Source organism: Frondihabitans sp. Leaf304 (genome assembly GCF_001423105.1).
GTDB lineage: Bacteria > Actinomycetota > Actinomycetes > Actinomycetales > Microbacteriaceae > Frondihabitans.
The window spans coordinates 334,146-359,731 of record NZ_LMNV01000003.1 but is presented as its reverse complement, the minus strand read 5'-3'; the positions used below and the strand labels follow the sequence as shown (position 1 = coordinate 359,731).

Sequence of the window (25,586 nt, the reverse complement as noted above, 5' to 3'; positions counted from 1 at the left end):
GAGCCGTTCGAACGAGGGCCCCTAGACGAAGCGGACAGCCGTCTTCGGCGTGAGCGTGTTGATGCGCACGCCGGTCGCGGCCGCGAGCTCGTCGACCGTGGTGGCACCGTGCCGCTCGGCGGCGTGCACGATGATCGCCGCGCAGGCCTCGGCGTCGGCCAGGGCGTCGTGGTGCTGAAATCCCTCGAACCCGGCGGCCATCGCCGCGACCGGCAGGCGGTACGACTCGAGCGCGTAGGTCTTGCGCGCCACCTGGAGGCTGCAGAGGTAGCGCGACGCCGGCGGTTCGAGCCCGGTCGCGGCGCACCCGCCCCGGATCACACCCATGTCGAACCCGGCGTTGTGCGCGACCAGCACGTCGTCGCCCGCGAACGTCACCAGGTCGGCCAGCTGCTCGTGCCAGCCGAGCGCATCGATAACGTCGTCGCGCCGGATGCCGTGGATGCGGGTGTTCCACTCGCTGAAGTCGTCGTGCCCGAACGGCGGCTTGATCAGCCACGACACCGCGTCGACGACGACACCGCTGCGGACCTTGACGAGACCGACCGAACAGGCCGACGCACTGGAGGAGTTCGCGGTCTCGAAGTCGATTGCTACGTAGTCGAGGGGCACGGTGTCATGGTGACACGGGCCTCAGACATTCAGGATCCGACGCCCCGATCTCAAACCGGCCACCTCGGGTCTGTGACCCGGTCTCCGCGACCTGCGCCGCCCGGATCCTTCGTTCTGTGGGGCCGGTTAGGCTTGGGGACCGTGGCTCTCACTATCGCGATCGTCGGACTCCCCAATGTGGGCAAGTCCACCCTCTTCAACGCCCTGACCAAGAACCAGGTTCTGGCGGCGAACTACCCGTTCGCCACCATCGAGCCGAACGTCGGCATCGTCAACCTGCCCGACCCGCGCCTCGGCGTGCTGGCGGGCATCTTCGGCAGCGAGAAGATCCTGCCCGCGCCGGTGTCGTTCGTCGACATCGCCGGCATCGTCAAGGGCGCGTCGGAGGGGGAGGGGCTCGGCAACAAGTTCCTCGCCAACATCCGCGAGGCCGACGCCATCGCCGAGGTCGTGCGCGGCTTCGTCGACCCCGACGTGGTGCACGTCGACGGTGAGGTCAACCCCGAGAACGACATGGGCACGATCAACACCGAGCTGATCCTCGCCGACCTCGAGACCGTCGAGAAGGCGCTCGTCCGCTACGAGAAAGAACTGCGCCTCAAGCGCGTCGAGCCCATCACGCACGAGACGGCCGTCGCCGCCCGCGACGCCCTGCAGCGCGGCGAGGCCCTCTCGGCCACATCGATCGACCTGTCGCCCATCGCCGAGCTCGGTCTGCTGACAGCCAAGCCCTTCATCTACGTCTTCAACGTCGACGAGACGATCATCAACTCGGAATCGCGCAAAGCCGAGCTCGCAGCGCTCGTCGCGCCGGCCGAAGCGGTGTTCCTCGACGCGAAGATCGAGTCGGAGCTCATCGACCTCGACCCGGAAGACGCCGCGGAGCTGCTGGCCTCCACCGGCCAGGAGGAGTCAGGCCTCGACCAGCTCGCGCGCATCGGCTTCGACACGCTCGGCCTGCAGACCTACCTCACGGCCGGCCCCAAAGAGACCCGCGCCTGGACGATCAGCAAGGGCTGGAAGGCCCCGCAGGCCGCCGGCGTCATCCACACCGACTTCGAGAAGGGCTTCATCAAGGCCGAGGTCATCTCGTACTCCGACCTCGTCGAGACCGGCTCGATCGCCGACGCCCGCTCGGCCGGCAAGGCTCGCATCGAGGGCAAGGAATACGTCATGCAGGATGGCGACGTCGTCGAGTTTCGCTTCAACAACTAGGCCTCTCTCGAGGTGTGGACGACCGCTCTCTGGGCGCCTGCCAACACTCCGCCCGCGGTGCTTCACTGAGGTATGGCCGTCTCACCGATGTTCCCGCTCGGATCAGTGCTGTTCCCCTTCATGCCAATCCAGCTGCGGATCTTCGAGCCGCGGTATCTCACGTTGGTCGGCCGCATGCTCGACGAGGAGGAACCCGAGTTCGGCGTCGTCCTCATTGAGCGCGGATCAGAGGCCGGGGGTGGCGACCAGCGCGCCTCGGTCGGGACAATGGCGCGTCTCGTGAGCGCCGCCGCGGGTGCCGACGACCTGTTCATCGTCGGCCTGGGGACCAAGCGGTTCACGGTCGAGCGCTGGGTCGACGAAGACCCGTACCCGCAGGCCAAGCTCTCGATGCTTCCCGATCTCGAGTGGTCCGAGAAGCTCGCACCCCTACGGGACCAGGCCGAAGCAGTGGTCCGCCGCTTGATCACCCGAGCCGCGGGGCCCATGTCGGATGACGACATCGAGCTGTCGGACGATCCCGTCGCCGCCGTCTGGCAGCTTGCGGCGATCGCCCCGCTGGGTGATTACGACAGTTACACCCTGTTGAGGTCGACGACGCTGGGGGGTCTCTTGCGTCAGCTGATCGATCTGGCCCTCGAGGCCGAAGAGCTCTGGTCTGCCGAGTGAGGCTTTTCTCCCTCGCACCATCTCGGGGATCCGCGTCGACTGAGGACGACAGGGGCGTCCTCTCGAAAGGAGCCGCGCGACGCTGAGCAGGAGAAGTGACGCCGGTCGTCATTCCAGCAAGGAGATCGGTCAGTAATCGTTCCTGTGGGAAGGAGCAGTGGCCCGATGTTCCTTGCGAAAGGATCAGCAACAGGAGCTAAGCGCCAGCCGAACCAGGCCCCGCCATGTGCTCCACGAGCCGCTGCGTCGCCTCCCGCAGCACCCGCCGCGCCACCTCCAGGTCAGCGGCATCGACACCGTCGAACGACAGAGCCGTCGCACGCCCCACAGGATCCGGAAGCTCGGCCCAGAGCGCACGCCCGGCGTCGGTAATGCTCAGGATGCGCTGCCGCTGGTCGACCTCGTCGGCCACCTGCGCCACGAGTCCCTTGCGCACGAGTGTCGCCACGACGCCGCTGAGGGTCGCCCGCTCGATGTTCAGCAGCTGGCTCAGGTCGCGCTGCTTCGTCGCGCTGACGTTGGCGAGCTGGTACAGCACGTACCACTGGGTCGGCCCGAGGTCGTGCTCGCGCAGAACCGACTCGATCAGAGCGCGGGAGGTGAGGTAGTACTTCTTCGCCCACGCTCCGACCGAGTCGTGTTGGTCTTGGGGTTCGTCAGGCACCCGACATGGTTACCACGGAATCGTGGCGTCCTCCCAGCGGGTGAAGGTGCCGGTCGGGTCGTTCGGCCCGAACAGGGCGACGCGGACGACCTCGCGCGAGCCGTCTTCGACGGATTCGGTGCCGGCGAAGTTGTTCAGCGCCGTGCTCGTGAAACCGGGAGAGACCAGGTTGACCTTGATGTCGGTGCCCTCGAGCTCGATCATCATCGCCAGGGTCATCGCGTTCAGCGCCGCCTTGGAGGCGGGGTAGACCGGGCCGAAGATGGCGCGGTACGGGAAGCTCGGGTCGGCGTTCGACGCCAGCGAGCCGACGCCGCTCGACACGTTCACGATGCGGGCGTTGATCCCGTCGTGAAGCAGCGGCAGCATCGCCTGGTAGACCGCGACGACACCGAAGACGTTGACCTCCCACACCGCGCGGATCTCGTCGAGCGACGCCTGGCTGGCCGTCGACTGCGCCGCGTTCTGCTCCGGGGTGAGGCCCGCACCGAGGGTGTTCGAGATTCCGGCGTTGTTGACGAGAAGGTCGAGGCGGCCGAAGCGCTCGCGGATGGTGCTGGCCGCGGATTCGATGGACGCAGGATCCGTGACGTCCAGCTGGATCGCGCTGGCTCCGCTTCCGATTTCGGCAGCCGCCGCTTCGCCTTTCGCCAGATCGCGTGACCCGACCAGCACGGTCACCCCGTGCTCGGCGAGCTCTTTCGCCACCTGCTTGCCGACTCCCTGATTTGCTCCGGTGACCAGTGCGATGCGTTCCGTGGGCATGGCGCCCTCCTTCATGTTCGACGATAATTCGTTTGCTACCTCGCAATTATTGTCAGGTAGCAAACGAAACGTCAAGTACCCCGAGAGCTCGCGGGCCGGGCTGCTCAGCAGCGCGTGTGAGCGGGCGCGGAGGGCCGTGCCCCGATAGGTTTCCTCTAAACCTCGAAATCGAGGTCACCCCGACGAAAGGAACACCATGAGTCTCGGCGGAGGAATCTTCCTGCTCGTTATCGGCGCCATTCTGGCGTTCGCCGTCGACTTCACGGTCGCCGGCGTCAACATCCACCTGATCGGCTACATCCTGATGGCAGCGGGAGCGCTGGGGATCATCCTCGGAATCGTGCTTCTCAGCCGTCGCCGCCAGGTGACCACCACTTCGCGCTCGGGCATCGACTCGGCGACGGGCGAGCGCGTCACGCGCCGTTCGACAGAAGACGGCGGCCCGCTCGTCTGAGTGACCCCCTAGACGGCGACGAAGTCGCGGATCGCCTCGCGCCACCCGGCCAGCTCGGGTGCCGACGAGGCGATTCGCATCTCGGCATTCGGCAGGCGTGACGCCAGGATCTCGGCCGTCGACACGGGGTGCCCGGGGTCGGTAGCCCAGGGCAGAAGCAGCACGGGAAGGTCAAGCGACCGGAGGTCGTCGGGTGACGGCAGATCGGACGAGCCCGCTCCGCGAAAGATCGACGCAGCGAGCTCGGGGCGGACATCGGGTTCCGGCGGGTAGCCGGCGACGTCGCGGAACAGCTCGGGCACCGGCGCTGCCGCCATCATCCCGGCCAGCACGCCGGTGCCGCGCGCATCCACCAGGTCGGCCATCTGGCGGTAGACGTCTGTCTGCCCGGCCCGCGTCGCCCAGGCGGTCGGCGGCGCGGTGAGCACGAGGCGGCTGAAGCGCTCCGGCTGTCTGAGCGCGGCGAAGAGCAACGTCGCCGTCCCCATCGACGTGCCGATGCCGGCAACGGGCTCGTCGGGCGAGAACGTGTCGAGCAGTTCGAGTAGATCGTCGGCGAGCGACGACCAGGTGTACGAGGCCGGGTCGGCAGCGCCGGTCGATTCGCCATGACCGCGAGCGTCGTAGGTGACGAGTCGGTTGGTGTCGACGACGCCGGACAGATCGGGGACGCCGAGTCGAGACACTTGCGCTCGGCTGCCCGAAAGACCGTGGGCGTAGACGGCGGTGGGGCCGGATCCTTGTTCCGAGAACGCGATCGTCGCGCCCTGCAGCTCGATCGTTCCCCGCGTGATGTCAGCCATGTCGCCCTCTCGTGGTCTCGATCAGGCTAGACCCGCACGGGATCTCGAGGGCATCTCCGTCAGCTCTCGGTGGTCTTCGCGAAACCGACCATCCACAGCAGGTAGAAGCCGCCGAGTGCCGAGCAGACGAGCCCGACCGGAATCTGGAACGGATCGAGGATCCGCTGCGCCGCCAGATCACTCGCCGCGAGGAGGGCAGCCCCCATCGCCCCCGACGGGAGAAGCCCGACTGACGAGAAGCCTGCCGCGGCACGGGCGAGACGCGGTGCTGCCAGGGCCAGGAATCCGATCGGACCGGCGGTGGAGACCGCCGCGGCCGCCAGGATCGTTCCGGCCGCGACCATGATCAGCTTCTGCCGTCGGGTGCGCACGCCCAGGCCGGTGGCAAGATCGTCGCCCAGTTCGAGGATTCCTGCCGGGCGGGCAATCGCGACCACGACAACCGACGCGACGAGCAGACAGGCGGCGAGAGGGACGATTCGATCCCAGGTGATCAGGTTGAGGCTGCCGTACTTCCACGCTCGCGCCGCCTCGGCCGATTCGAGGGAGGCCCGGCTGATCACGTAGTCGTTGACCGATGCGAGCAGCGCGGCGACGGCGATGCCGCCCAGGATGAGGCGGTCGCCCGAGAAGCGTCGTGCCGCGGCGAACAGGGTGACGACGGTGGCGCAGGCCAGGCCTCCCACGATCGTTCCCCCGGCGATCGACAGGGCCGACGGCGACGGCGTCAGGAGGATGACGACGAGCCCGCCGGTGGCCGCCCCGGTCGTGAAGCCGATGATGTCGGGGCTGCCCAGCGGATTGCGCGAGACGCTCTGGAAGAGCGCCCCCGAGACGCCGAGGCAGCACCCCACGAGGAGTGCGGCCACGGCGCGGGGCAGGCGCTGCTCGACGACGAGATAGCGGGCGGTCGCGGTTCCGCCGCCCGTGAGGGCATCGACGACACCGGGCAGCTCGAGCCGGTAGGTGCCGGTGGCCACCGACAGCGCTGCGACCGTCAGAGCGACGAGCGCGAGGATCCCGGTCACGCCGATCACCCTCGGCCGGATGACCACCGACAGGCCGCCGATCCGCACAGCGCGGCGGCGGGAGAAGCCGCTCACGAGGCTCGCCGCGCGATGAGAAAGAGCAGCACCGGTGCGCCGAGGAAAGCGGTGACGATACCCGCCTCGATCTCGCCCGGAAACGAGATGGTGCGGCCGACGATGTCGGCGGCGAGGAGGAGCGCGGGCCCCAGGACGAGGCTCGAGACCAGGATCCGACGCTGGTCGGCTCCCCAGATCAGCCGACTGACGTGAGGAACGACGAGCCCGATGAACGAGATCGGGCCGACCGCGGCGGTCGCCGCCCCGCACAGCAGCGTCACCGACAGCACGGCGGCTCCGACCGCGAGGCGAACAGGGATGCCGAGGGATGTCGCCTGTTCGGTTCCCAGCGTCAGCACGTTCAACATGCGCCCGGACAGGAGTGCGAGAGCGAACCCGAGCGTCAAGAACGGCGCGACGGTGACCACCACGTCCATGCCTCGCGACGTCAGCGACCCCACCACCCATGAGTTGAAGGTCGTGAAAGCGGTGGCGTCGCGCAGGATCATGATGCCGGTCAGTGCGCTCAGGCTCGCCCCGAGAGCGACGCCGGCGAGGAGTAGTCGAGTCGGGGAGGCCCGGGATCGGCGAGTGGAGATGACGAACACGAGGAGTGCTGCGCCGGCGGCGCCCACGAGAGCGAACCAAGTGGAAGCGAGAGCCGAACCGCCGCCGAAGACCGCTATTCCGGTCACGACCGCGAGAGCGGCACCAGCGTTGATGCCGAGCAGACCCGGTTCGGCCAAGGGGTTGCGGGTCAGGGCTTGAATGACGGTTCCCGCGACGGCGAGGGCTGCTCCGATCAGAACAGCGAGCAGGGTGCGGGGGAGGCGCAACTGCCAGACGATGATGGACGCCGATGTCGAGTCGTGGGCCAGGAGGCCCCGCATCACCTGCCCGGGGCCCAGCTCGCCCGATCCCACCAGGAGACTCGCGACGGCGAAGCCGGTAGCGAGCGCCCCGAGGGAAACGATGCGGATAGCCGCCCGGGGAGGGCCCGAGGTGGGGCGAAGGCGTTCGTCAGACATCACGAGTAATTAGGATAGCCTAAGCTAACTTTATGATGAAAAGAACGACCTCACCTGTTGCCATAGTCCTTGCAGTCGTCACGGCCGCGACACTCTCTCTCAGCGGGTGTGCGCAGGTGTCCGGCGCTTCCGCCACGAGCGAGAAGTCGGCCGCGACGCAGGGCGATGGCTCCTGGTCGACGCCGCGCACCATGCCCGCAGGGAAGGGCAGCGATGCCGACGACGGGGTCTTTCCTCGAACGGTCGCCCACTTCGAGGGCTCCACCACCATCCCGTCGGCGCCGAAGAAGATCGTCGTGATCTCGACCGGGCAGGCGGACGCCCTGCTCACGCTGGGGCTCACTCCGGCTGCCTCGACCTCGGGCGACGGTGCCGACCTCGTCCCCGCGTACCTCACCGAGGCGTTCCCGGCGAAGGCCTCGCAGCTGGCCGATGTCGTCGACGTTGGCAACCGCTTCGAACCCAACCTCGAAGCGATCGCGAATGTCGACCCGGATCTGATCCTCATGAACATCGCCGGGAAGGATGCTGCCGGCCTGTACGCCGGTCTTAACGCCATCGCCCCGACCGTCGCCACGCAGGGAACGGGCAAATACTGGAAACAGGACTTCCTTCTCCTTGCCGATGCCGTCGGTAAAACGCAACAGGCCGAGGCGTGGCTGACGGCCTACCAGGATGACGCCGCCGCCTTCGGCCGCGGCGTCGACGGTGATCCGGCCGTCTCGTTCCTTCGAAAGAGTGCCGACCGCACCCGGATCTTCGGTATCGCCTCGTTCAGTGGTTCCGTCGCGGAAGACGCCGGACTCGCTCGCCCGTCGACCCAGACGTTCACCGACGACACCTCGGTCGATATCTCCGCCGAACAGCTGTCGCAAGCCGACGGTGACTGGCTGTTCTACGGCGTCCAGGGTGGCGACGAGACCGAACTCACCGGCTTGCCGCTCTGGCGGACCCTCACTGCGGTGTCGGCGAAGCACGCCGTCGCGGTCGATGACGACACGTTCTTCTTGAATGTGGGCCCGACTGCGGCCCGTGCCGTGCTTCAGCAACTGAAGAAAACGCTGGGGTAGATCGTCACGGCGTCGTCGCGGCCGGCATTGCCTACCCGGTCCAGTCGGTCGGCACCTGCCGCCGAGTGGACCGGGACGCGACGGATGCCGTCTTCCAGGAGGCGAGGTAGCTGCGAATCGACTCCGCAGCGCTTCTCAGCTGGTCGGGCGGCCCCGGGTGGGCCATTCGGTATTCCAAGTGGGTGTGGTCGCGGGCGATATCGCACGTGCACGACACGCGGATCGGCTGCCCGGTAGCCAGGCTGCGGAACACCTCGGCGTGTGGCGGATGGCGGTGTGGGGTCATTTCACCGCGCTCGATTCGTGCGCGCTCATATCAGTGGGCTCTTTTCTCCGCGCTCATATCTTCGGGCTCATTTCTCACGAGGAGTCGCCGCGCTGAATCGCCGCAGTTATCCCAGACGATCGTCTGACATAGATGATCGTATAGTGAGGGACCGGGAATCGAAAGACCCGGAGCAGCGCTCGTCTGAGGGGTTCCATGAATCAACGCCAAGCAGGAATGGCTCGCGCTCGACAGGAGATCGTCGAGGCGGCCGGTGCCGAATTCGCGGCGCACGGGTACGAGGGCACGTCGTTCTCGGGTGTTGCCGCGGCGATGAACAAGCCGAAGTCGGCCATCGGCTACCACCTCTTCCCGTCGAAGCACAGTCTCGCCGTGGCTGTGATCGCCGATCAGCAGGCTCGATGGCAGCGCTTCGACGACGCGATCCCGGCATCGCGAGGCGTCGAGAAGCTCGCGACCATGCTGCTGTCGTCGGCGCTCAACGCTCAGGAGTGCCCGGTCGCCGCCGGATCGATTCGTCTCCTGCACGAGCTGCGACGGGCAGACATCGAGGTGCCCGACGGGTACGACTGGTACCGCTTCGCCCGCGACCAGATCGAGGCCGAACTCGACGGGTCGCGATCCTCGCCCCTCGGTGATTCAGAGGCCGCCGCACAACTCGTCATCAACGCCACCTTCGGGGTGCTCGGCGCCCTCCCGACTCCGGGTGGCCCGGGTGTCGAGGCGCGTCTCAAGGCCCTATGGGTTCCCCTCTTCCAGTCCATCGGGATACCCGACGCCGAGAGCGTCGTGTCTGGCATCACGCCGCTCGCTTCCGAGCACCCCTGACCAGGCCTGGAGGGCGAGTCGCCCCCGGGCCAGGCATTCCGTCACCGCAGCGGGTACCGTGCGGGCAATGACAGACATCAGCGGTGCGGTCGTTCTCGTGGTCGGAGCGTCGGGAGGTCTCGGGTCGCGAATCTCGCGGGAGCTTGCCGAGGCGGGTGCGGTCGTCGTACGCGGTGGCCGGACCGCGGAACGTCTCAGCGGCGACGGCGCCTACCTGGCCGACCTTCGATCGCCCGAGGGGGGAGCCTCGCTGGTCGCCGCGGCCCTCGAGGCCCACGGGCGGCTCGACGGCGTCGTGGTGGCCGCCGGCGTGGTCGCCTTCGGCCCGGCGGGCGATATCGACGACGCCACTCTCGAGGAGCTGATCGACGTGAACCTCCAGGCTCCGATTCGGCTCATCAGGGCGGCGACACCGGCGCTCGTCGAATCGGCGAAGGCGGGTGGTTCGCCGTTTATCGTCACGCTGAGCGGCATCGTCGCCGAGGTTCCGACGGCGGGCATGGCTGCCTATTCGGCGGCGAAGGCGGGCCTCGCGGCGTTCATGACCGCCGCCTCTCGCGAGTATCGGCGCCAGGGCATCCGGCTGCTCGACGCCCGGCCCGGCCATATCGGCACCGAACTCTCTCAGCACCCCATTGCTGGCATTGCTCCCGCTCTGGGCGCCGGGTTCGATCCCGATGACGTGGCGAAGCGCATCGTCCGGGCGATCGCCGACGACGAGAAGGATCTGCCTAGCTCGGCCTTTTAGCCGGTTCGGCGTTGGCATGCTCGGCAGCCGTCTGCTCAAGCGCCGCTTTGCGTTTCTTCTTCGTCAGCCGCTCTGGAGGCCGATCTTCGAACTGGCAGCGCTTCCAGACCTTCCACCAGGGCACGCGACGCCAGTAGACGATGTCGGCGTATTTCGGCACGGTGTCGGGCAGTGACAGTCGGAACTCCCTCATGGTGCACTCGGGGATGTTGTTCAATTCCACTTTTGCGAGTTCGGCGATCCATCCGGGGAGTGGTTTATTCAAAGCCTTACAGACTGTGACGGCGAGCTGCGCGTCAGCTATCTCCCATGCTTCCATCAAGGGCCTCCTCTTCTTGTAGTGTATTTAGCACCCGTTCTATAAGCACTAAATCGTAGCTCGAAACCGATGCGGGAGGCTGAGGATGGTCTGATTCGTGGGCGCTGCCGATGAACGTCCGCAAGGCGAAGCGCCCGACAGATCGAGCGCTTGCCCTCTCGTGCCAGCACTGATCGAAGGCCCATTTCATTCGCCGCCAGAGCTCGTCGCTCCGGTCGGCGCGCCAGCGCAACGTTGCGGTCAGAGCCACTCCGACGAACGCGAGGCCGGCAACCCCGACCGTGATGAGTTGCGTCGTTCCGAATACCCACGGATCGGTGGCCATGAAGGTCACCCGATCGTGTAGATCACGCCGTAGCCGGCCTCCGCGCAGGCGGCCGTGAACTTCTGCGCTTCTGCCAGGAAGTGCCCGACGTAGCTCGTGTAATCGCGGATCCGGCCCGTCTCACGCACATGGCTTCGCCCACCATCGACGTACATGGCAAGGACGTCGACCTTGTCGAAGCGTGCGATCTGGGTCGCGACGGTCGCGACCTGCTCCGGAGTGAGCACGGCGTAGTGCGGCTGGTAAGCGAAACCGCTGTCGTAGTGGACGTTGCCACGAACGAGATCCATTCCCCACTCGGCCGGCGAGCAGTGCGGCACCGTGAAGAGCTCCTGGAGGTCGCGCCACGACTTGTCGAGGTCGAGGCGCAGCTGCTCGTCGTACGGTTTGTCGTCGTCGACGAGGGGATGCGAGTTGAGGTAGCCGACCGGGTCGCGGCGGGCGAGATCGATGTCGGAGGCGAGGATCGGATAGGCGTAGTAACGAATTCCCATGCCGAAAATCCTGACGACCCGTGCCGGATCCTGCGGGCGTTCTCCACAGGGTGCAAAGCGGAGAACGCAAGCGGCCGTTGGGGAGACGAGGACGCATGAGCCGCCCAGCACACATCGGTACCGAAAGCAATGGGTCAGTTCACGTTTCTCGGTTTGGGCTCGAACGGGCACACTTCTCTTAGACACCACCGACCTAGGAGGGCCGCCCAGTGTTCCACGTCGAAATCCAGGCGCGTCTCGCCAACGGCGCCGTCATGAACGTCTCGGCGACGAGCGAAGATCGCCGCACTGCTATCCGTCGCGCGCTCGACTCGATGCCCCTCGGCAGTGTCGCGGTCAGCACGGTGGTCACGTCGTCGTCCGAGCAGTCGAGGCTCTTCGCTCCGTTGAGCTGAGCCCAGGTTTGCGCTGCAAGAACGGCTCCGCGCCGAGATCGCAGTAGTGGTCGCCGCCACCCGACCGCAAGTGCGATCTCGTGGGATCGAACGAACCGGCCCCTCCCAGTCAGACCCGGTTCCTCCCGCGGCGAACACCCTCGCCCCCTGCCCCAGCCCGGCCTACGCTCGGCCTATGCCGCACATCGTCTTCTCCGGTCAGAAAATCGCCATCAGCGACGCCCAGCTCGTCGAGGTCAAAGACGGGTTGCGCCACGCAGCAGCCGCCGGTGAGCCCGCCGAATTCGACCTCCTCGATGCCGAGGGAAACGCGACGTGGGTGCTCTGGACTCCCGGCGCGCCCATCGTCGTGAACGACGGCGAGATTCCGCCGCTTCCCGAGATCCCTATGCCCGACTTCTCGTCGCTCGATCTGCCGGGATTCGGCGAGCCGCGGCAGCAGCAGCGCCGCGTCGGCTTCTAGCTGACCAGGGCGCAGGATCCGGCGGAGCCGCGCTCCACACCGGGCCCTGGCGCACGAAAGGCCCTGCCGCACAAAAGGCCCTGGCGCACAAAAGGCCGGATCGCATGCACCTAGCAAGGTGATGCGACCCGGCCTCGTCGGTGCCGGTGCCGGTCTCAGTGCCGAGAAGCGGCTACGCGGCGTTCCGCTGCGGCAACTTCCAGTTCGGCCGCACGAAGTGGCACGTGTAGCCGAAGGGGTCTTTCTCGAGGTAGTCCTGGTGCTCTTCCTCGGCCTCCCAGAATGGTCCGGCGGCGGTGACCTCGGTGACGACCTTGCCCGGCCAGAGGCCCGACTCGTTCACGTCGGCGATGGTGTCGAGCGCGATGCTCTTCTGCTCGTCCGACAAGTAGAAGATCGCCGAGCGGTAGCTGTCTCCGACATCGTTGCCCTGGCGGTTCTTCGTCGACGGGTCGTGGATCTGGAAGAAGAACTCCAGGATCTCGCGGTACGACGTCACCGCGGGGTCGAAGACGATCTCGACGGCCTCGGCGTGGCCGGTGTGGTTGCGGTACGTGGCGTTCTCCACCGAGCCGCCGGAGTAGCCGACGCGCGACGAGATGATGCCGGGCCGGCGGCGGAGCAGCTGCTGCGCGCCCCAGAAGCAACCACCGGCGAGGAGGGCGGTCTCGGTCGTGGCGGGAGCCGGATCCTGGTGTGCTGCCGTGTCTGTTGCGGCACTGGTGTCGGTCATGGGGTTCTCCTTCGGTGTGAACAGGGCTGAGTAGGCGCCGTATCCCTCGGCCTCGAGCGAGGCGGCGGGGACGAAGTGGAGGGCGGCAGAATTCAAGCAGTAGCGGTCGCCGCCGGTCGCGAGCGGGCCGTCAGGGAAGACGTGGCCCAGGTGGCTGTCGCCCGAGGCCGACCTGACCTCGGTGCGCTTCACGAACAGCTTGCGATCGGTCTTCGTGGTGACGCTCGCGGGCTCGATCGGCTTGGTGAAGCTCGGCCAGCCGGTGTGGCTGTCGTACTTGTCAATGGACGAGAAGAGGGGCTCGCCGGTGACGACGTCGACGTAGATGCCGTCGTCGTGGGTGTCCCAGTACTCATTGCGGAACGCGGGTTCGGTGCCGTTCTTCTGAGTGACGCGATACTGCTGCGGCGTCAGCTTCTCGAGAGCTTCGGGGGTCTTGCGATAGTCGTTCGACACGGTGCCTCCTTGTGTCTGTCGGTCTACACGCCCCAACGCCGAGGGCGCCCAGAAAGTTCCCGCGCAGGCGCTCCTGTCAGACTGTCGCCTATGAGTCTCATCCGTCTGAACGACGTCTCCGTCCGCTTCGAGAACCGTCCCGTGCTGCGAGAGGCTTTCCTGAAGCTCGACTCCGGTGACCGGGTCGGCCTGATCGGGCGCAACGGCTCGGGCAAGACGACGCTGCTGAAGCTGATTCTCGAGCAGGTCGATCCCGACGAGGGCACGGTCACGGTCGAGCAGGGTGTGAAGGTCGGCTACTTCTCGCAGTTCTCCGAGCTCGACGGCACGCTCACCATCGTCGACGAGCTGGAGGCCCTCTTCGCCGACATCCGCGCGATCGAGGCCGAGCTGGCCACCATCGATGAGCGGATCGCCGTCGTGGCGATGGATCCCGACGGCGGTGACGAGCTGACCGCGCTGATCGAGCGCCAGTCCGAGCTCTTCGCCGAGATGGATCGCCTCGATGGCTGGGAGTACGGCCGCCGCATCGACACGGCGCTCAGCGTGCTCGGGTTCAACGACGCGCACCGGACGAGCGCGATCGACGACCTCTCGGGCGGGTGGCGCAACCGGGCGGCCCTGGCGAAGATCGTGCTGCAGGATCCTGACGTCCTCCTCCTCGACGAGCCGACGAACTTCCTCGACGTCGCGGGCGTGGAGTGGCTCGAGGCCTGGTTCCGCGACTTCAAGGGTGCCGCCATCGTGGTCTCGCACGATCGGAGCTTCCTCGATGCGATCGCGACCCGAATCGTCGAGGTCGAGAACTTCCACCTCCACGAGTACCCCGGCAACTTCGGCGAGTACATCGTGCAGAAGCAGTTCCGGCTGAAGACGCTCGAGCAACAGTTCGCTCACGAGTCGGAGCTGCTCGCGTTCGAGTCGGAGGGGATCTCTGACCGTCGCGAGGCGGTCAAGGCGGCGAAGGCCGGTACAGGGCTCTCGAAAGAGCTCTCGAAGATCAAGAAAGCTCGCACGCCGCGACCCGTCGACCAGATCATCACCGAGATCTACGGCGGCCTGCACGTCAAAGACGTCCTCGGTCGCATCGAGGGGCTCGCCAAGAGCTACGGCGATCGAACGCTGTTCGAGGGCGTCTCGTTCGAGGTGCGGCGTCGCGATCGCATCGTCGTGCTCGGTTCGAACGGCTCGGGCAAGAGCACCCTGCTGCGCGTGCTGACGGGTGACGAGAAGGCCGACAGCGGCTCGGCGAACTGGGCCGCCGGAGCGAAGGTGGTCTCGTACAACCGCATGCTCGACGAGCTCGACGGCGACGACACGGTCACTCACGCGGTCAACGCGATGCCCGACAGTCTCGCGCTGACCGCCACGCGCAAATCGGTGGGCCGCTTCTTGACGATGTTCCAGTTCTCGGAGGCCGACCTGCAGAGCCGCATCCGCACCCTCTCGGGAGGCCAGCGGGCGCGAGTCGCGATGGCCCAGTGCCTACTGTCGGGCGCGTCCGTCCTGCTCCTCGACGAGCCGACCAACCACCTCGATCTCGCCAGCACGCAGGTGATGGAGCGGGCCCTGCAGCACTTCCCGGGCGCCGTCATCGTCGTCAGCCACGATCGTTTCTTCGCCGAGAAGGTCGCCAACCGTCGCCTCGTCTTCGGCGCCGACGGGGCCGCCGCCTCCGAGCTCGAGATGAGCGCCGCATGAGCGACTCGTCGCACCGTTTCGCGGGTGCTGCTGCCCCGCGAACGGCAGTCATCGCAGGATCCGGCGACCTCGGCACCGAGGTCGGCCTCCGACTCGCCGACCGCGGCCTGCAAGTGGTCGGAATCCGACGCCAGGCCGACCTGCTGCCCGGCTCCTTCGACCGGCAGAGCCTCGACCTCTCGGTCGACGCCCCCGTGATCCCGGCGGATACCGCCGTGGTCGTCGTCGCGCTCGCCGCCGGCAGCCGAGACCCCGACGACTATCGCGCCACCTATCTCGACGGGCTCCGGCACGTGCTCGACGCCGTCGCCGCCTCGGGGGCGTCGCCGCGGATCGTGTTCGTCTCCTCGACGGCCGTCTACGACGTGGCCGACGGCAGCGTGGTCGATGAAGACACCCCGGCCACGGCGTCGGGCCCCACCGCCGCGATCCTGCTCGAGGCCGAGCAGTTGCTCGCCTCCCGATCCGCCGCGTCGGGCTGGAAGTCCGTCTCCCTCCGCCTCGGCGGCATCTACGGACCCGGCCGCGAGCGTCTCATCGACCAGGTGCGCCAGGGCGCGCACGCCCCGCGCAACTCTCCGCACACGAACCGCATCCACCGCGACGACGCGGCGGCGGCCATCGTGCACCTCGCCCTCGACGTTGCCACGCCTCCTCCGGTCGTGCTGGGGGTCGACGACGAGTCGGCGCCCCTCTCCGACGTCTTGCGCTTCATTGCCGCCGAGCTCGACGTCGACGAACCGAGCGAAGGATCCGAGATGGCCAGGGGAGCAGCCGGAGACAAGCGCTGCGACAACGCCCTCCTGCATTCCACGGGCTTCGAGTTCGCCTATCCGACCTATCGCGAGGGCTACCGCGCTGTGCTCGCGGGTGCCGGGGTGAGGCACCCCTAGGTCCGGGGCGTGCTTCGGTCGCCGGCTGTCAGGCCGCCGGGCCGCCAATTTGCGAGTGATCTTAGATCTCGGCCACGCGGATCCGGGCGAGCGTGGTGGCGATCGGCCGAATCGCTCTTAAATTGACGGCGGGGCCGGCAGCGGGACTACTCGAGCGCGCCCACGACGATGCGAGTGGCGTCGGCCAGCAGCCCGTCGTCGCTCGTAGCGTCGACCGTGCCTCGATCACTGAGCAGTGCGATGACGATCGGAGCGCGGCCCGGCGGGTAGGCGACGGCGATGTCGTTGCGCGTGCCGTACGACGCATTGCCGGTCTTGTCGGCGATCTTCCACGTCGAGGGCACTCCCGCGCGGATCCAGGGCGCGCCGGTGGTGTTGCCGAGCATGAGGGTGGTCATCTCGGCGCGGCGCGGGGCAGCGAGCGCACCGCCGAGGAGGAACGAGCGGAGGTCGCCCGCGATGGCTGCGGGTGTCGTGGTGTCGCGCGGATCCTTGGGTATTGCCTCGTTCACGCCGGGTTCGGGACGGTCGACACTCGTGGTCGTGTCTCCGAGCGAGCGGAGCGATTCGGTGAGCCCGGCGGGGCCACCCAGCTGATCGAGCATGAGGTTGGCGGCCGTGTTGTCGCTGTACTGGAGAGCGGCGGCGATGATCTCGCGCACGGTCATGCCGCTGGCGACATGCTTCTCGGTGACGGGGGAGTAGTCGACGAGGTCGCTCTCCGTGAAGTGAATCGTGTGGTCGAGCTCGTCTTCGGTCGACTGTTTGAAGAGGATGCCGGCGGCCAGGGCCTTGTAGGTCGAGGCGAAGGCGAAGCGCTCGCCGGGGCGGTAGGCGATGGTTTTCTCGCTGCCGGAGGGGGCGCTGGTGTCGACGGCGAAGACACCGAGTCGTGCGCCGTATTTGTTCTCGAGAGCGGAGAACTCGGCCCTTGTCGACTGAGTGGTCGTTGCCGGGGTCGTGGTCGGGCTCGGCGCGGTCGTGCCCGCCGCATCGGGTGCGGAGGCCGATACCGATGCCGGCTCGGTACCGCTCCCACCCTGCCCACCCGCCGTGCAGCCGGTCAGCAGCACGGCCGCGACGAGGGCGCTGGCGGCGATCGCGCTCCCGCGCCGTCTCACGCGAGCCCCTGCGGCACGAATCGGTATCCCATGCCCTGCTCGGTGACGAAGTAGCGCGGGCTGGCCGGCACGGGTTCGAGTTTCTTGCGCAGCTGCGCGAGGTACAGGCGGAGGTACCCGGTGTCGCGGGCGTGCGACGGACCCCACACCTGGGTGAGCATGGCCTCCCGCGTGATGAGCCGGCCCGGGTTCTGCACGAGCAGCTCGAGCAGGCGCCACTCGGTCGGAGTGAGTCGAATCGCGCCGTCCGGCCCGGTGACGACGCGCGACGCCATGTCGATGGCGATGTCGCCGAGGCGCACGGTCGGCGACTCGCTCGGCCCCGCGAGCCGACGGGTGAGAGCTCGGATGCGGGCCAGCAGTTCGTCCATCGCGAAGGGCTTCGTCACGTAGTCGTCGGCGCCCGCGTCGAGGGCGTCGACCTTGTCGGCGGCACCGGTGCGGCCCGAGACGACGAGGATCGGCACCTGCGACCAGCCCCGCAGCGCCTGAACGACCTGGACCCCGTCGAGGTGCGGCATGCCGAGGTCGAGCATCACGATGTCGGGGTGCTGCGAGATGGCCTGCGCGAGGGCGGCGGCGCCGTCGGCAGCGGTGACCACCTCGTATCCGGCGGCGCCGAGGGTGATTCGCAGGGCCCGGATGATCTGCGGGTCGTCGTCGGCCACGAGGATCTTCATGCGTCAGGCTCCTTTTCGGGGGCGGGCGAAGCCGAGGATCCGGGCCCACCGCCGCTCGACTCCGCGCCAGGCGCCACGGGAAGTGACACCACCATCGTGAGCCCACCTCCCGGTGTGTCTTCGGCGTCGAGCGTACCGCCCATGCCCTCCGCGAACCCCCGTGACAGCGCGAGCCCGAGCCCGAGCCCCGTGGTGTTGTCGGTGTCGCCGAGTCGCTGGAACGGAACGAACACCTCGTCTCGTCGCTCCTTCGAGATCCCCGGGCCGTGATCGGCGACCCGAAGTTCGACTCGTCCGCCGAACTCGCTCGCCGCGACGCGGACCCTCGTCGACGGCGGTGCGTGGCGGATCGCGTTGTCGAGCAGGTTGACGACGATCCGCTGCAGGAGCACCCCGTCGGCGAGCGCCGGGGGGAGGGAGTCGGCCAGTCCGAGTTCGACCCGGTCGGGGCCGAGGCCCAGTTCGTCGAGCGACCCGAGAACCACGTCGTCGACGTCGACCGCCGCGAGTGACACCGCGAGGACGCCGGCCTGTACCCGCGACACGTCGAGCAGGTTGGTGACGAGGGTCGCGAGCGAGTCGAGGCTCTCGCTGGCGGTCGTGAGGAGTTCGTCGCGGTCGGCAGCCGACCACTCGACACCGGGCGAGCGGAGGCCGGTCACGGCGGCCGTGGCGGCGGCGAGCGGTCGGCGGAGGTCGTGGCCGACCGCGGCGAGCAGCGCGGTGCGCATCTGGTCGGCCTGGGCGAGGGGGGCTACCTCGTCGGCCGCCTGCCGGAGGGCGGATCGTTCGAGGGCGGCGTCGACCTGAGTGGCGATGACGCCCAGCAGACGCTGCTCGGTGGCGGCGAGGGTGGGTCCGCGGAGCTCGAGCGAGCCGTGTGACCCGGCCGGCACCGTCGTGATCCGGTCGTCGCGGTCGGGTTGCCCGGACTCCGACACCACTTCTCCATCGGAGAGCACTCGCACGCTGGTGAGGCCGAAGACCTCGCGGGTGCGTGACACAAGGGCCTCGAGGGCGTCTTGGCCGCGCAGCACGCTCCCGGCGACGGTCGCAAGGAGCTCGGATTCGGCGAGGGCTCGGGCGGCAGATCGGGATCGGCGGGCCGCCTGGTCGACGACGTACGAGACGAGCAGGCCATTGACCACGTAGAGGCCCAGGGCGATGAAGTGCAACGGTTGATCGATCGTCACGCTGTGGATCGGTTGCACGAAGAAGAAGTCCAGGGTGAGCCCGGAGAGCACAGCGGCGACGAGGGCCGGCCAGATGCCGCCGACGAGGGCGATCACGACGACGAGCAGCTGGTAGACGAGCACGTCGCTGGTGAGGGTGTCGTCGGAGCGGAGCGCCGTGAGGAGCCAGGTCACGAGCGGCCCGAGCGCGATCGTCAGGGCGAGGCCGATGAGCCGGCGCTGGAGCGTCAGAGCACCGCCGACGCGGGGGAGAGTGAACTGGCCGCCCGCGCGGGCGTGCGAGACGATGTGCACGTCGATGGCGCCGGATTCGCGGATCACCGTCGCGCCGATGCCGGGGCCCGACAGTGCTGCCGCGAGTCGCGAGCGTCGACTGACCCCGATCACGAGCTGGGTGGCGTTCATCGACTTCGCGAAGTCGACCAGGGCGCGCGGAACATCGTCGCCCATCACCTGGTGGTAGCTGCCACCGAGCTTCTCCGCGAGTGCACGCTGCGAGGCGAGCGCACCGGGGTGCGTTTCGGCGAGGCCGTCCTGCCGGCTGACGTGCACGACGATGAGATCGCCTCCTGCCGAGCGGGCGGCGATCCGGGCGCCGCGTTTGACGAGGGTGTCGCCCTCGGGGCCGCCGGTCAGGGCCACGACGACGCGTTCGCGGGCCTCCCACTTGCTGTCGATGCCGTGCTCGGCCCGGTAGGCCTTGAGCGACGACTCCACCTCGTCGGCCAGCCACAGCAGGGCGAGCTCGCGGAGGGCGGTCAGGTTGCCGAGCCGGAAGTAGTTGGAGAGGGCGGCGTCGATGCGGGCGGCGGGATACACGTTGCCCTCGGCGAGGCGATCGCGGAGAGCCTGCGGGGCGAGGTCGATCACTTCGATCTGGTCGGCCGAACGGAGCACGGCGTCGGGGATCGTCTCGCGCTGCGGTGCGCCGGTGATCTGCTCCACCACGTCGCTCAGCGATTCGATGTGCTGCACGTTGACGGTCGAGATGACGTCGATGCCCGCTTCGAGCAGGTCGAGCACGTCTTGCCAGCGCTTCTCGTTGCGACTGCCCGGGGCGTTGGTGTGGGCGAGTTCGTCGACCAGGGCGAGGCTCGGGCGGCGAGCGATCACCCCGGCGACGTCGAGCTCGGTGAGCTCGACACCGCGATGCCGCGAGACCACTCGGGGGAGGATCTCGAGTGAGTCGGTGAGAGCGGCGGTCGCAGCCCGGCCGTGCGTCTCGACGACAGCCACGACGACGTCTCGCCCCTCGGCTTTCAGTCGTGCGCCCTCTTCGAGCATGGTGAAGGTCTTGCCGACACCGGGGGCGGCGCCGAGCAACACGCGGAGTTGCCCTCTCTTCACGCTCACCCCCACCTCTCGTCGAACACCCACATGGTCAGGCCCCACGGTATCGGGCGGGGCGGATTCCCTTCGAATTCGAGGCGACTAGCCTGGTGTCATGCCCTCAGACATTGCACGCCTCATCGACCACACGCTGCTCAAACCGGAGGCGACCCGCGCCGACGTTGACGCCCTCATCGCCGAGGCCGCCGAGCTCGGCACCTACTCGGTGTGCGTCTCGCCCTCGATGCTGCCCGTCGTGATCCCCGAGGGGTCTGACCTCAAGGTCGCGGTGGTCTGCGGGTTCCCGAGCGGCAAGCACACCTCTGCGGTCAAGGCCGCCGAGGCAGCCGAGTCGGTCTCGCTCGGGGCCGACGAGATCGACATGGTGATCGACATCGGCGCGGCGAAGGCCGGCGACTTCGACAGCGTCGAGCGTGACATCGCCGCGGTTCGAGCCGCCGCGCCGGCCCCCACGGTGCTCAAGGTCATCATCGAGTCGGCAGCCCTGACCGACGATGAGATCGTCGCGGTCTCGAAGGCCGCCGAGAGCGCGGGCGCCGAGTTCGTGAAGACGTCGACGGGCTTCCACCCCACCGGCGGGGCCACCGAGCACGCTGTCGCGCTCATGGCCGCGACCGTCGCTCCGCGCCTCGGCGTCAAAGCTTCCGGTGGCGTCCGCAGCCTCGACGACGCCCGCCGGATGGTCGCCGCGGGCGCCACCCGCCTCGGAGTCTCGGGCTCGCGAGCGATGCTCGCCGCCGACGACACCGCGGGCGCAGGATCCGACACGGCCGGTTACTGAGACCGGTCGCGTCGGCCTGCCCCCGCTCGCCGACTCGCTTCTAGAGAACCGGCTGCTGCGGCGTCTCGAGCGACTCCAGCACCTTGTCGATCTCGCGCAGGAAGTCGGGGATGTCGTCCGGGTTCCGGGACGTGATGAGCGTCCACGAGCTCGAGTCGTCGCGCACCACCGACTGGTCGACCCAGTCGCCGCCCGCGTTCACGACGTCGGTGCGGAGCGACGGGAACGACGTGAGCTTTTTGCCTGACACGACCTTCGACTCGACGAGGGTCCAGGGCGCGTGGCAGATCGCTGCGATGGCGCCGTGGGCGTCGACGACGGATCGCACGATCTCGACGGCACGCTCGGACGTCCTCAGAGTGTCGGCGTTGATGGTGCCGCCCGGGACGAGCAGAAGACCGTAGGCGGCGGGGTCGGCGTCGTCGAGGGTGATCGTCGGCGTGACCGACTGGCCCGGCTTCTTGTCGTCGACGAGGGTCTCGATCGGATCGAGCGTGGTGGCGGCGATGTCGACGTGCGCGCCCGCCTGGCGCAGGTGCTCGACGGGCTTGACGAGCTCGTCCTGTTCGATGCCGTAGTTCGTGACGATGGCCAGAACGCGGCGGCCGGTGAGATCGGTGGTCATGATGGGCTCCTTCCGGGCGTCGACTCCGACGACCCTTACGACCGTGACCGTAGTCTCGCCACGTCGTGCCGAGTCCAGCTTGCGGGGGACAGCGGCGCTCGCCGAGGTCGCCTCAGCTCAGGATGTCTTTGGACGAGAAGCGACCCCACGCGAGAAAGCCGAAGACGACGATGTAGCCCGCTTGAAGCAGGGCGTTGTTGCCGAACGACTCCCACGAGAGCGGTGTGCGGAGGAGGTCGCCGAACTCGAGCCAGTGATCGGTGAAGAGCCACGGGTGGAGGAACTCCAGTTGGGGCAACGACCCGAGGATCTGCGCCACCGTCGACAGCACGATGGTCGCCGCCATGGCCCCGACAGGCACCGAGGTCAGCGTCGAGATGAAGAGACCGATCGCCGACAGCCCGAGCAGTGAGACGGTGACGTACAGGGCCAGGAGCAGCAGGCGGAGCACGTACTCGCCGAAGGAGACGGTCTGCCCGGAGAGAAGCGTGACCGGCCCCACCGGAAAGAGGATCGCCCCGATGATTCCGCCGACGACCACGACGACGAGAGTCGCGGTCAGGCAGAACAGCGCCGTCGCGAGGTACTTCACGACCAGCAGGCGCACGCGTCCGGCCGGGGCGACGAGCAGGTAGCGCAGCGTTCCGGCACCGGCCTCACCGGCGATCGTGTCGCCCGCGACGACGCCGACGGTGAGGGGCAAGAACAGGGGGATGGCGACCACGAGGGCCGTGAGCGAGACGAAGAGACCGTTCTGGGTGATGTCGCCGAGGAACGCCGGCCCGCCTCCTCCTCCGTCGGACGTCACCCGTACGGCGATCGCCAAGAGGATGGGGATGGCCGCCAGCGCGCCCAGCATGGCGATGGTCCGCACTCGACGGAAGAGCGTCCGGATCTCGGACCCGAGCAGCGCGAGCCCCAGCGAGCTACCGCTCGCGGGTCGAGAGGCCGTCTTGTTCGGCGCGGTGCCAGCGGGCACGGTCTCATTCGGCAACGGCGAACCCCTCTCCGGTCAGGTCGACGAAACGATCCTCGAGGGTCGCGCCCGACACCGAGAAGCCGCGCACGCGCACACCACCGGCGACCAGGGCCGCATTCAGGCGTTCCGGCTCCTGTTCGGTGGTCGGCAGCGCAGCGGAGACACCCGTCGGCAGGAGCTCGGGTTCGAGGCCGAGAGTCGCAAGGATCCGCTGCGCCGCCTCGGCATCCGGTGTGACGACGGTGACGCGTTGCACACCCTGACGCCGCACGTCGTCGAGCGTGCCCTGAAGCAGCAGGCGCCCCGCACTCATCACGCCGACGTGCGTGCACATCTGCTCGATCTCGCTGAGGAGATGGCTCGACACGAACACCGTGGTGCCGTCGGCGGCGAGAGAGCCGATGAGCGACCTCACCTCGCGCGTGCCCTGCGGGTCGAGGCCATTGCTCGGCTCGTCGAGGATGAGCAGGTCGCGCGGCATGAGTAGTGCGCCGGCGATTCCGAGCCGCTGCTTCATCCCGAGCGAGTAGGCGTGGGCCTTCTTGTCGGCGGCATGACCGAGCCCGACCCGGTCGAGGGCCTCGTCGACACGGGACTTGCGGGTCGCGCCGGGCGCATCGCGGTCGGCCGTGTCGAGCCGGCGCAGATTGGCCCGACCGGAGAGGTAGGGCGCGAACGCGGGACCTTCGACCAGGGCGCCGATACGCGGCAGGACGCTTCGGAGATCATCGGGCATGCGGGATCCTAAAAGCCGGATCTGGCCGCCGGTCGCCTGGGTCAAACCGAGGAGCATGCGGATGGTCGACGTCTTGCCCGAGCCGTTCGGCCCGAGAAAGCCGTAGACGCTTCCGCGAGGCACCGCGAGGTCGACGTCGTGGACGGCCCGCTGGCGTCCGAAGGCCTTGGTGAGGCCCGTCGTCTCGATTGCGAGTTCGGTCGTCGCCACGAGGGGGTCGGCGGTCACGGGTGGCAGAGCGGGGGTTACTGCGCGGCGACGGCGGCTTGGAGGGCAGAGGGGGTCACGGCGCCCGCGTACACCTCGCCGTCGTCGGTGATCAGCACGGTGACCAGTGCCGTCTTCAGCAGGCGTCCGCCGTCGACCGGTGTGAAGACCTGACCGAGCGTGTCGTCGCTGGAAAGCGCACTGATCGCCGATGTGGGAAGTTTCGCGCCGATGATGGTCGACCAACCGGTGCCGATGACGGTCGGCTGGGCTTCTGCCTTCGCCTTCGCGATGCGGTCGTTGCGGCTGGTGATGCCGGGATGGGACTTCGTGGTCGTGCCGCCCGCGTGCGCCGAGCGGTCGGGCACCGCGATCTTCTTCACGGTCGCGCCCTGCGGGGGCGTGAACGCGAACGTCGAGGCCGCCGGGGTGGAGTAGTCGATCGAGGTGAACGAGACGGAATAGGCCGGGTCGGTCTGGCCCTTGGCCGTCACCGCGACTCGCAACGGAACCCCGGTCGTGGCATCGACGGCCAGAGTCGCGGTCGTGATCAGGCTGCTCGAATCGTTGGGTGCGAGCGTGACCTGATAGGCCTTCTGGCCGGCGATGCGAACGTTGTCGGAGGTCGAGACCGTCGTGTAGCGGCCGATCGCCTTGAGGGCCGAGGCTGCGGCGGTGGCCGGGTCGGTCGGCACAGCACCGGTGGAGGGCGTCGCGCCGGCCGAGGGCGTGTCTCCGTCTCGGCTGGGGAGGGTGAGGTGCACGGCAGACTTGTCGCTGGAGTCGTAGGCCCAGACGGAGGTGCCGTTACGGATGACGTCGCGCTCCGCGAGCTGGTCGAGCGTCTGGACCCGCGACTTCGAGGAGCCGTCGACGAACACGCGGGCCTTGTGGGTGCCACTCAGCTGGCTGACGATGTCGGAGACGCCCGAGCCGTCGTCGCTCGAAGTCGCCCCGGCGAACGACGAGAGGTCGGGAAGACCGAGGTTGGCCGTCTGCTCAACGGTGCCGGAGAACGACGTGCCCACGCTCTTCTCAGCGAGAGCCACGATCTGCGCCGCTGACTTGGAGGGCAGCGAGACACCGGCGTTGGCCATGCTGGGAATGGCGACCGCGCCCGCGATGACGACGGCGGGAACGGCGATCGCGGGGATCCACCGGAGCTTCGATTTCTGCAGCATTGCTACGACCTTCTTACGCGACTCATGTGATTCGGCAGGCTACGTCGCGAGTCTGCGAGCCGACTCCGAGAAGCAGTGTTCGGTCGACAGGCGTCAGCCTGCCGTCTTCATGACCCCGGCCGTGAAGTTCTGCACGCGCGCCAGAAGCCCGGCGGCGCGTTCGGCGATCCGCTCCGGAGGATTGAGATGGGGCGGTGCGACGCGGATGAGGAGGGAGCACGCGAGGTCTTCGCAGATGTACGTGCCGAGGGTGTTGCCGTTCAGCCCGGCCTCGCCAGCCCGGGGTGCTGTGAACAGTCGCACCTGGGTGGCGGGTTGGGGAGAGTGGCAGAGGGAGCACATGGCGGCGATACCGGGGCGCAATGTCGTGGAGGCGGTGCGGACGACGAGGCCGGTCGGCCGGTCATCCATCCAGACGACGATGTACCCGCGCAGATGGGCCTGGCTGTCGCGCCACCCGAGGAATTCGCGCTCCTCCCAGAGCATCTCGTGCAGCCCGGGAATGGGCAGACGGTCGAGATCGCCGGGGAGGGCGTTCACGAACGACGAGCGGATGTCGTCTTCGGTCAGCGGCTTCACAGTCGGCCCTTCACTCAGTCGGTGTCGTTCCAGCCTAGCTACGGCCTCCGACAGAGGCCCGCACGCCGGTTTCTGCTGGGCGCGCGCCGAACGGCCCGTCGCACAGGGTGCGACGGGCCGTTCGGATGGTGCTGGGAGGGGGTGTTAT

General features: G+C 68.1%; 28 protein-coding genes. 11 read left to right on the top strand and 17 right to left on the bottom strand.

What is annotated here, in order from left to right; genetic code table 11:
- Window positions 1-21 precede the first annotated feature (21 nt).
- Window positions 22-612 (bottom strand): exonuclease domain-containing protein, encoded by a 591-nt coding sequence (locus ASF54_RS11970; RefSeq protein ID WP_055963165.1) that lies wholly within the window; start codon window positions 610-612, stop codon window positions 22-24.
- Window positions 613-753: 141 nt separating this feature from the next.
- Between ASF54_RS11970 and ychF the strand changes: the two genes are divergently transcribed.
- Both ychF and ASF54_RS11960 read left to right on the top strand, forming a co-directional pair.
- Window positions 754-1,827, top strand: a complete 1,074-nt coding sequence (gene ychF / locus ASF54_RS11965; protein ID WP_055963162.1) for a redox-regulated ATPase YchF — start codon at window positions 754-756, stop codon at window positions 1,825-1,827.
- A 72-nt stretch (window positions 1,828-1,899) separates the two neighbouring features.
- Window positions 1,900-2,496, top strand: coding sequence for an LON peptidase substrate-binding domain-containing protein (locus tag ASF54_RS11960; protein ID WP_055963160.1), 597 nt, complete (start codon window positions 1,900-1,902; stop codon window positions 2,494-2,496).
- Between the two features lie 196 nt (window positions 2,497-2,692).
- Here ASF54_RS11960 and ASF54_RS11955 read toward each other — a convergent pair whose 3' ends face one another.
- Together ASF54_RS11955 and ASF54_RS11950 are read right to left on the bottom strand one after the other, a co-directional pair.
- Window positions 2,693-3,160: a MarR family winged helix-turn-helix transcriptional regulator gene (locus ASF54_RS11955; RefSeq protein WP_055963157.1), complete on the bottom strand. Its 468-nt coding sequence runs from the start codon at window positions 3,158-3,160 to the stop codon at window positions 2,693-2,695.
- A gap of 9 nt (window positions 3,161-3,169) precedes the next feature.
- Complete coding sequence (locus ASF54_RS11950; RefSeq protein ID WP_055964029.1) at window positions 3,170-3,925, bottom strand: SDR family NAD(P)-dependent oxidoreductase; 756 nt, start codon at window positions 3,923-3,925, stop codon at window positions 3,170-3,172.
- Between the two features lie 196 nt (window positions 3,926-4,121).
- Here ASF54_RS11950 and ASF54_RS11945 point away from each other — a divergent pair, with 196 nt between their 5' ends.
- Entirely contained in the window at window positions 4,122-4,379 is a 258-nt protein-coding gene (locus tag ASF54_RS11945) for a DUF6458 family protein (protein ID WP_055963154.1), read from the top strand.
- Window positions 4,380-4,387: 8 nt separating this feature from the next.
- Here ASF54_RS11945 and ASF54_RS11940 read toward each other — a convergent pair whose 3' ends face one another.
- From ASF54_RS11940 to ASF54_RS11930, 3 genes are read right to left on the bottom strand one after another with little or no spacing between them, the layout of a single operon-like run.
- Complete coding sequence (locus ASF54_RS11940; RefSeq protein ID WP_055963151.1) at window positions 4,388-5,182, bottom strand: alpha/beta fold hydrolase; 795 nt, start codon at window positions 5,180-5,182, stop codon at window positions 4,388-4,390.
- Between the two features lie 59 nt (window positions 5,183-5,241).
- On the bottom strand, window positions 5,242-6,285 hold the full coding sequence (locus ASF54_RS11935) for a FecCD family ABC transporter permease (protein ID WP_084816233.1): 1,044 nt from the start codon (window positions 6,283-6,285) through the stop codon (window positions 5,242-5,244).
- A complete protein-coding gene (locus tag ASF54_RS11930) occupies window positions 6,282-7,295 on the bottom strand; it encodes a FecCD family ABC transporter permease (RefSeq protein ID WP_055963148.1) in 1,014 nt (337 codons plus the stop codon). The genes ASF54_RS11935 and ASF54_RS11930 overlap by 4 nt, the downstream gene beginning before the upstream one ends.
- A gap of 116 nt (window positions 7,296-7,411) precedes the next feature.
- Between ASF54_RS11930 and ASF54_RS11925 the strand changes: the two genes are divergently transcribed.
- The 3 genes from ASF54_RS11925 to ASF54_RS11910 all read left to right on the top strand — a co-directional run bounded on the left by ASF54_RS11925 (window position 7,412) and on the right by ASF54_RS11910 (window position 10,227).
- Window positions 7,412-8,365 (top strand): ABC transporter substrate-binding protein, encoded by a 954-nt coding sequence (locus tag ASF54_RS11925; RefSeq protein WP_235481052.1) that lies wholly within the window; start codon window positions 7,412-7,414, stop codon window positions 8,363-8,365.
- 481 nt (window positions 8,366-8,846) lie between these two features.
- A complete protein-coding gene (locus ASF54_RS11915) occupies window positions 8,847-9,479 on the top strand; it encodes a helix-turn-helix domain-containing protein (RefSeq protein WP_084816232.1) in 633 nt (210 codons plus the stop codon).
- A 67-nt stretch (window positions 9,480-9,546) separates the two neighbouring features.
- Window positions 9,547-10,227, top strand: coding sequence for an SDR family NAD(P)-dependent oxidoreductase (locus ASF54_RS11910; RefSeq protein ID WP_055963137.1), 681 nt, complete (start codon window positions 9,547-9,549; stop codon window positions 10,225-10,227).
- Here ASF54_RS11910 and ASF54_RS11905 read toward each other — a convergent pair.
- Both ASF54_RS11905 and ASF54_RS11895 read right to left on the bottom strand, forming a co-directional pair.
- Window positions 10,211-10,546, bottom strand: coding sequence for a hypothetical protein (locus tag ASF54_RS11905; protein ID WP_157510167.1), 336 nt, complete (start codon window positions 10,544-10,546; stop codon window positions 10,211-10,213). The two genes, ASF54_RS11910 and ASF54_RS11905, sit on opposite strands and share 17 nt — an antisense overlap.
- Before the next feature lie 330 nt (window positions 10,547-10,876).
- Window positions 10,877-11,365 carry a DUF1877 family protein gene (locus ASF54_RS11895; protein WP_055963127.1) on the bottom strand — a complete coding sequence of 163 codons (489 nt, stop codon included), beginning with the start codon at window positions 11,363-11,365 and terminating at the stop codon, window positions 10,877-10,879.
- Window positions 11,366-11,574: 209 nt separating this feature from the next.
- Between ASF54_RS11895 and ASF54_RS11890 the strand changes: the two genes are divergently transcribed.
- A complete protein-coding gene (locus tag ASF54_RS11890) occupies window positions 11,575-11,760 on the top strand; it encodes an HPF/RaiA family ribosome-associated protein (RefSeq protein WP_055963125.1) in 186 nt (61 codons plus the stop codon).
- Between the two features lie 175 nt (window positions 11,761-11,935).
- Window positions 11,936-12,223, top strand: coding sequence for a hypothetical protein (locus tag ASF54_RS11885; RefSeq protein WP_055963122.1), 288 nt, complete (start codon window positions 11,936-11,938; stop codon window positions 12,221-12,223).
- A gap of 172 nt (window positions 12,224-12,395) precedes the next feature.
- Here the strand turns inward: ASF54_RS11885 and ASF54_RS16125 are convergent, their stop codons facing one another.
- On the bottom strand, window positions 12,396-13,412 hold the full coding sequence (locus ASF54_RS16125) for a bifunctional methionine sulfoxide reductase B/A protein (protein ID WP_084816231.1): 1,017 nt from the start codon (window positions 13,410-13,412) through the stop codon (window positions 12,396-12,398).
- A gap of 90 nt (window positions 13,413-13,502) precedes the next feature.
- Here ASF54_RS16125 and ASF54_RS11875 point away from each other — a divergent pair, with 90 nt between their 5' ends.
- On the top strand, window positions 13,503-15,113 hold the full coding sequence (locus ASF54_RS11875; protein ID WP_055963119.1) for an ABC-F family ATP-binding cassette domain-containing protein: 1,611 nt from the start codon (window positions 13,503-13,505) through the stop codon (window positions 15,111-15,113).
- Window positions 15,110-16,006 (top strand): NAD-dependent epimerase/dehydratase family protein, encoded by an 897-nt coding sequence (locus ASF54_RS11870; protein ID WP_055963116.1) that lies wholly within the window; start codon window positions 15,110-15,112, stop codon window positions 16,004-16,006. The genes ASF54_RS11875 and ASF54_RS11870 overlap by 4 nt, the downstream gene beginning before the upstream one ends.
- A gap of 146 nt (window positions 16,007-16,152) precedes the next feature.
- On the opposite strand, the gene bla is transcribed toward ASF54_RS11870, so the two are convergent.
- The 3 genes from bla to ASF54_RS11855 are packed head-to-tail and all read right to left on the bottom strand — an operon-like array spanning window position 16,153 to window position 20,347.
- Entirely contained in the window at window positions 16,153-17,127 is a 975-nt protein-coding gene (bla, locus tag ASF54_RS11865) for a class A beta-lactamase (protein WP_084816230.1), read from the bottom strand.
- Window positions 17,124-17,807: a response regulator gene (locus tag ASF54_RS11860; RefSeq protein WP_055963113.1), complete on the bottom strand. Its 684-nt coding sequence runs from the start codon at window positions 17,805-17,807 to the stop codon at window positions 17,124-17,126. Before ASF54_RS11860 ends, bla begins: the two co-directional genes overlap by 4 nt.
- Complete coding sequence (locus ASF54_RS11855) at window positions 17,804-20,347, bottom strand: ATP-binding protein (protein WP_055964016.1); 2,544 nt, start codon at window positions 20,345-20,347, stop codon at window positions 17,804-17,806. Before ASF54_RS11855 ends, ASF54_RS11860 begins: the two co-directional genes overlap by 4 nt.
- A 97-nt stretch (window positions 20,348-20,444) precedes the next feature.
- On the opposite strand from ASF54_RS11855, the gene deoC reads away from it, so the two are divergent.
- Window positions 20,445-21,131, top strand: a complete 687-nt coding sequence (deoC, locus tag ASF54_RS11850) for a deoxyribose-phosphate aldolase (protein ID WP_055963109.1) — start codon at window positions 20,445-20,447, stop codon at window positions 21,129-21,131.
- Between the two features lie 40 nt (window positions 21,132-21,171).
- Here the strand turns inward: deoC and ASF54_RS11845 are convergent, their stop codons facing one another.
- From ASF54_RS11845 to ASF54_RS11825, 5 genes are all read right to left on the bottom strand, one after another.
- Window positions 21,172-21,756, bottom strand: a complete 585-nt coding sequence (locus ASF54_RS11845) for a type 1 glutamine amidotransferase domain-containing protein (protein WP_055963106.1) — start codon at window positions 21,754-21,756, stop codon at window positions 21,172-21,174.
- Between the two features lie 112 nt (window positions 21,757-21,868).
- A complete protein-coding gene (locus tag ASF54_RS11840) occupies window positions 21,869-22,735 on the bottom strand; it encodes an ABC transporter permease (RefSeq protein WP_055963103.1) in 867 nt (288 codons plus the stop codon).
- A 4-nt stretch (window positions 22,736-22,739) separates the two neighbouring features.
- On the bottom strand, window positions 22,740-23,699 hold the full coding sequence (locus tag ASF54_RS11835; RefSeq protein WP_200919618.1) for an ABC transporter ATP-binding protein: 960 nt from the start codon (window positions 23,697-23,699) through the stop codon (window positions 22,740-22,742).
- Window positions 23,700-23,716: 17 nt separating this feature from the next.
- Window positions 23,717-24,859, bottom strand: coding sequence for a LolA family protein (locus ASF54_RS11830; protein WP_055963097.1), 1,143 nt, complete (start codon window positions 24,857-24,859; stop codon window positions 23,717-23,719).
- Window positions 24,860-24,952: 93 nt separating this feature from the next.
- Entirely contained in the window at window positions 24,953-25,438 is a 486-nt protein-coding gene (locus ASF54_RS11825; protein ID WP_055963094.1) for an FBP domain-containing protein, read from the bottom strand.
- Window positions 25,439-25,586 lie beyond the last annotated feature (148 nt).

Coding starts and splice junctions, on each gene's coding strand:
- ASF54_RS11960 (WP_055963160.1), top strand. CDS start 1,900: ATGGCCGTCTCACCGATGTTCCCGCTCGGATCAGTGCTGTTCCCCTTC.
- ASF54_RS11950 (WP_055964029.1), bottom strand. CDS start 3,925: ATGCCCACGGAACGCATCGCACTGGTCACCGGAGCAAATCAGGGAGTC.
- ASF54_RS11945 (WP_055963154.1), top strand. CDS start 4,122: ATGAGTCTCGGCGGAGGAATCTTCCTGCTCGTTATCGGCGCCATTCTG.
- ASF54_RS11940 (WP_055963151.1), bottom strand. CDS start 5,182: ATGGCTGACATCACGCGGGGAACGATCGAGCTGCAGGGCGCGACGATC.
- ASF54_RS11930 (WP_055963148.1), bottom strand. CDS start 7,295: ATGTCTGACGAACGCCTTCGCCCCACCTCGGGCCCTCCCCGGGCGGCT.
- ASF54_RS11915 (WP_084816232.1), top strand. CDS start 8,847: ATGAATCAACGCCAAGCAGGAATGGCTCGCGCTCGACAGGAGATCGTC.
- ASF54_RS11910 (WP_055963137.1), top strand. CDS start 9,547: ATGACAGACATCAGCGGTGCGGTCGTTCTCGTGGTCGGAGCGTCGGGA.
- ASF54_RS11905 (WP_157510167.1), bottom strand. CDS start 10,546: ATGGAAGCATGGGAGATAGCTGACGCGCAGCTCGCCGTCACAGTCTGT.
- ASF54_RS11895 (WP_055963127.1), bottom strand. CDS start 11,365: ATGGGAATTCGTTACTACGCCTATCCGATCCTCGCCTCCGACATCGAT.
- ASF54_RS11885 (WP_055963122.1), top strand. CDS start 11,936: ATGCCGCACATCGTCTTCTCCGGTCAGAAAATCGCCATCAGCGACGCC.
- ASF54_RS11875 (WP_055963119.1), top strand. CDS start 13,503: ATGAGTCTCATCCGTCTGAACGACGTCTCCGTCCGCTTCGAGAACCGT.
- ASF54_RS11870 (WP_055963116.1), top strand. CDS start 15,110: ATGAGCGACTCGTCGCACCGTTTCGCGGGTGCTGCTGCCCCGCGAACG.
- ASF54_RS11860 (WP_055963113.1), bottom strand. CDS start 17,807: ATGAAGATCCTCGTGGCCGACGACGACCCGCAGATCATCCGGGCCCTG.
- deoC (WP_055963109.1), top strand. CDS start 20,445: ATGCCCTCAGACATTGCACGCCTCATCGACCACACGCTGCTCAAACCG.
- ASF54_RS11845 (WP_055963106.1), bottom strand. CDS start 21,756: ATGACCACCGATCTCACCGGCCGCCGCGTTCTGGCCATCGTCACGAAC.
- ASF54_RS11830 (WP_055963097.1), bottom strand. CDS start 24,859: ATGCTGCAGAAATCGAAGCTCCGGTGGATCCCCGCGATCGCCGTTCCC.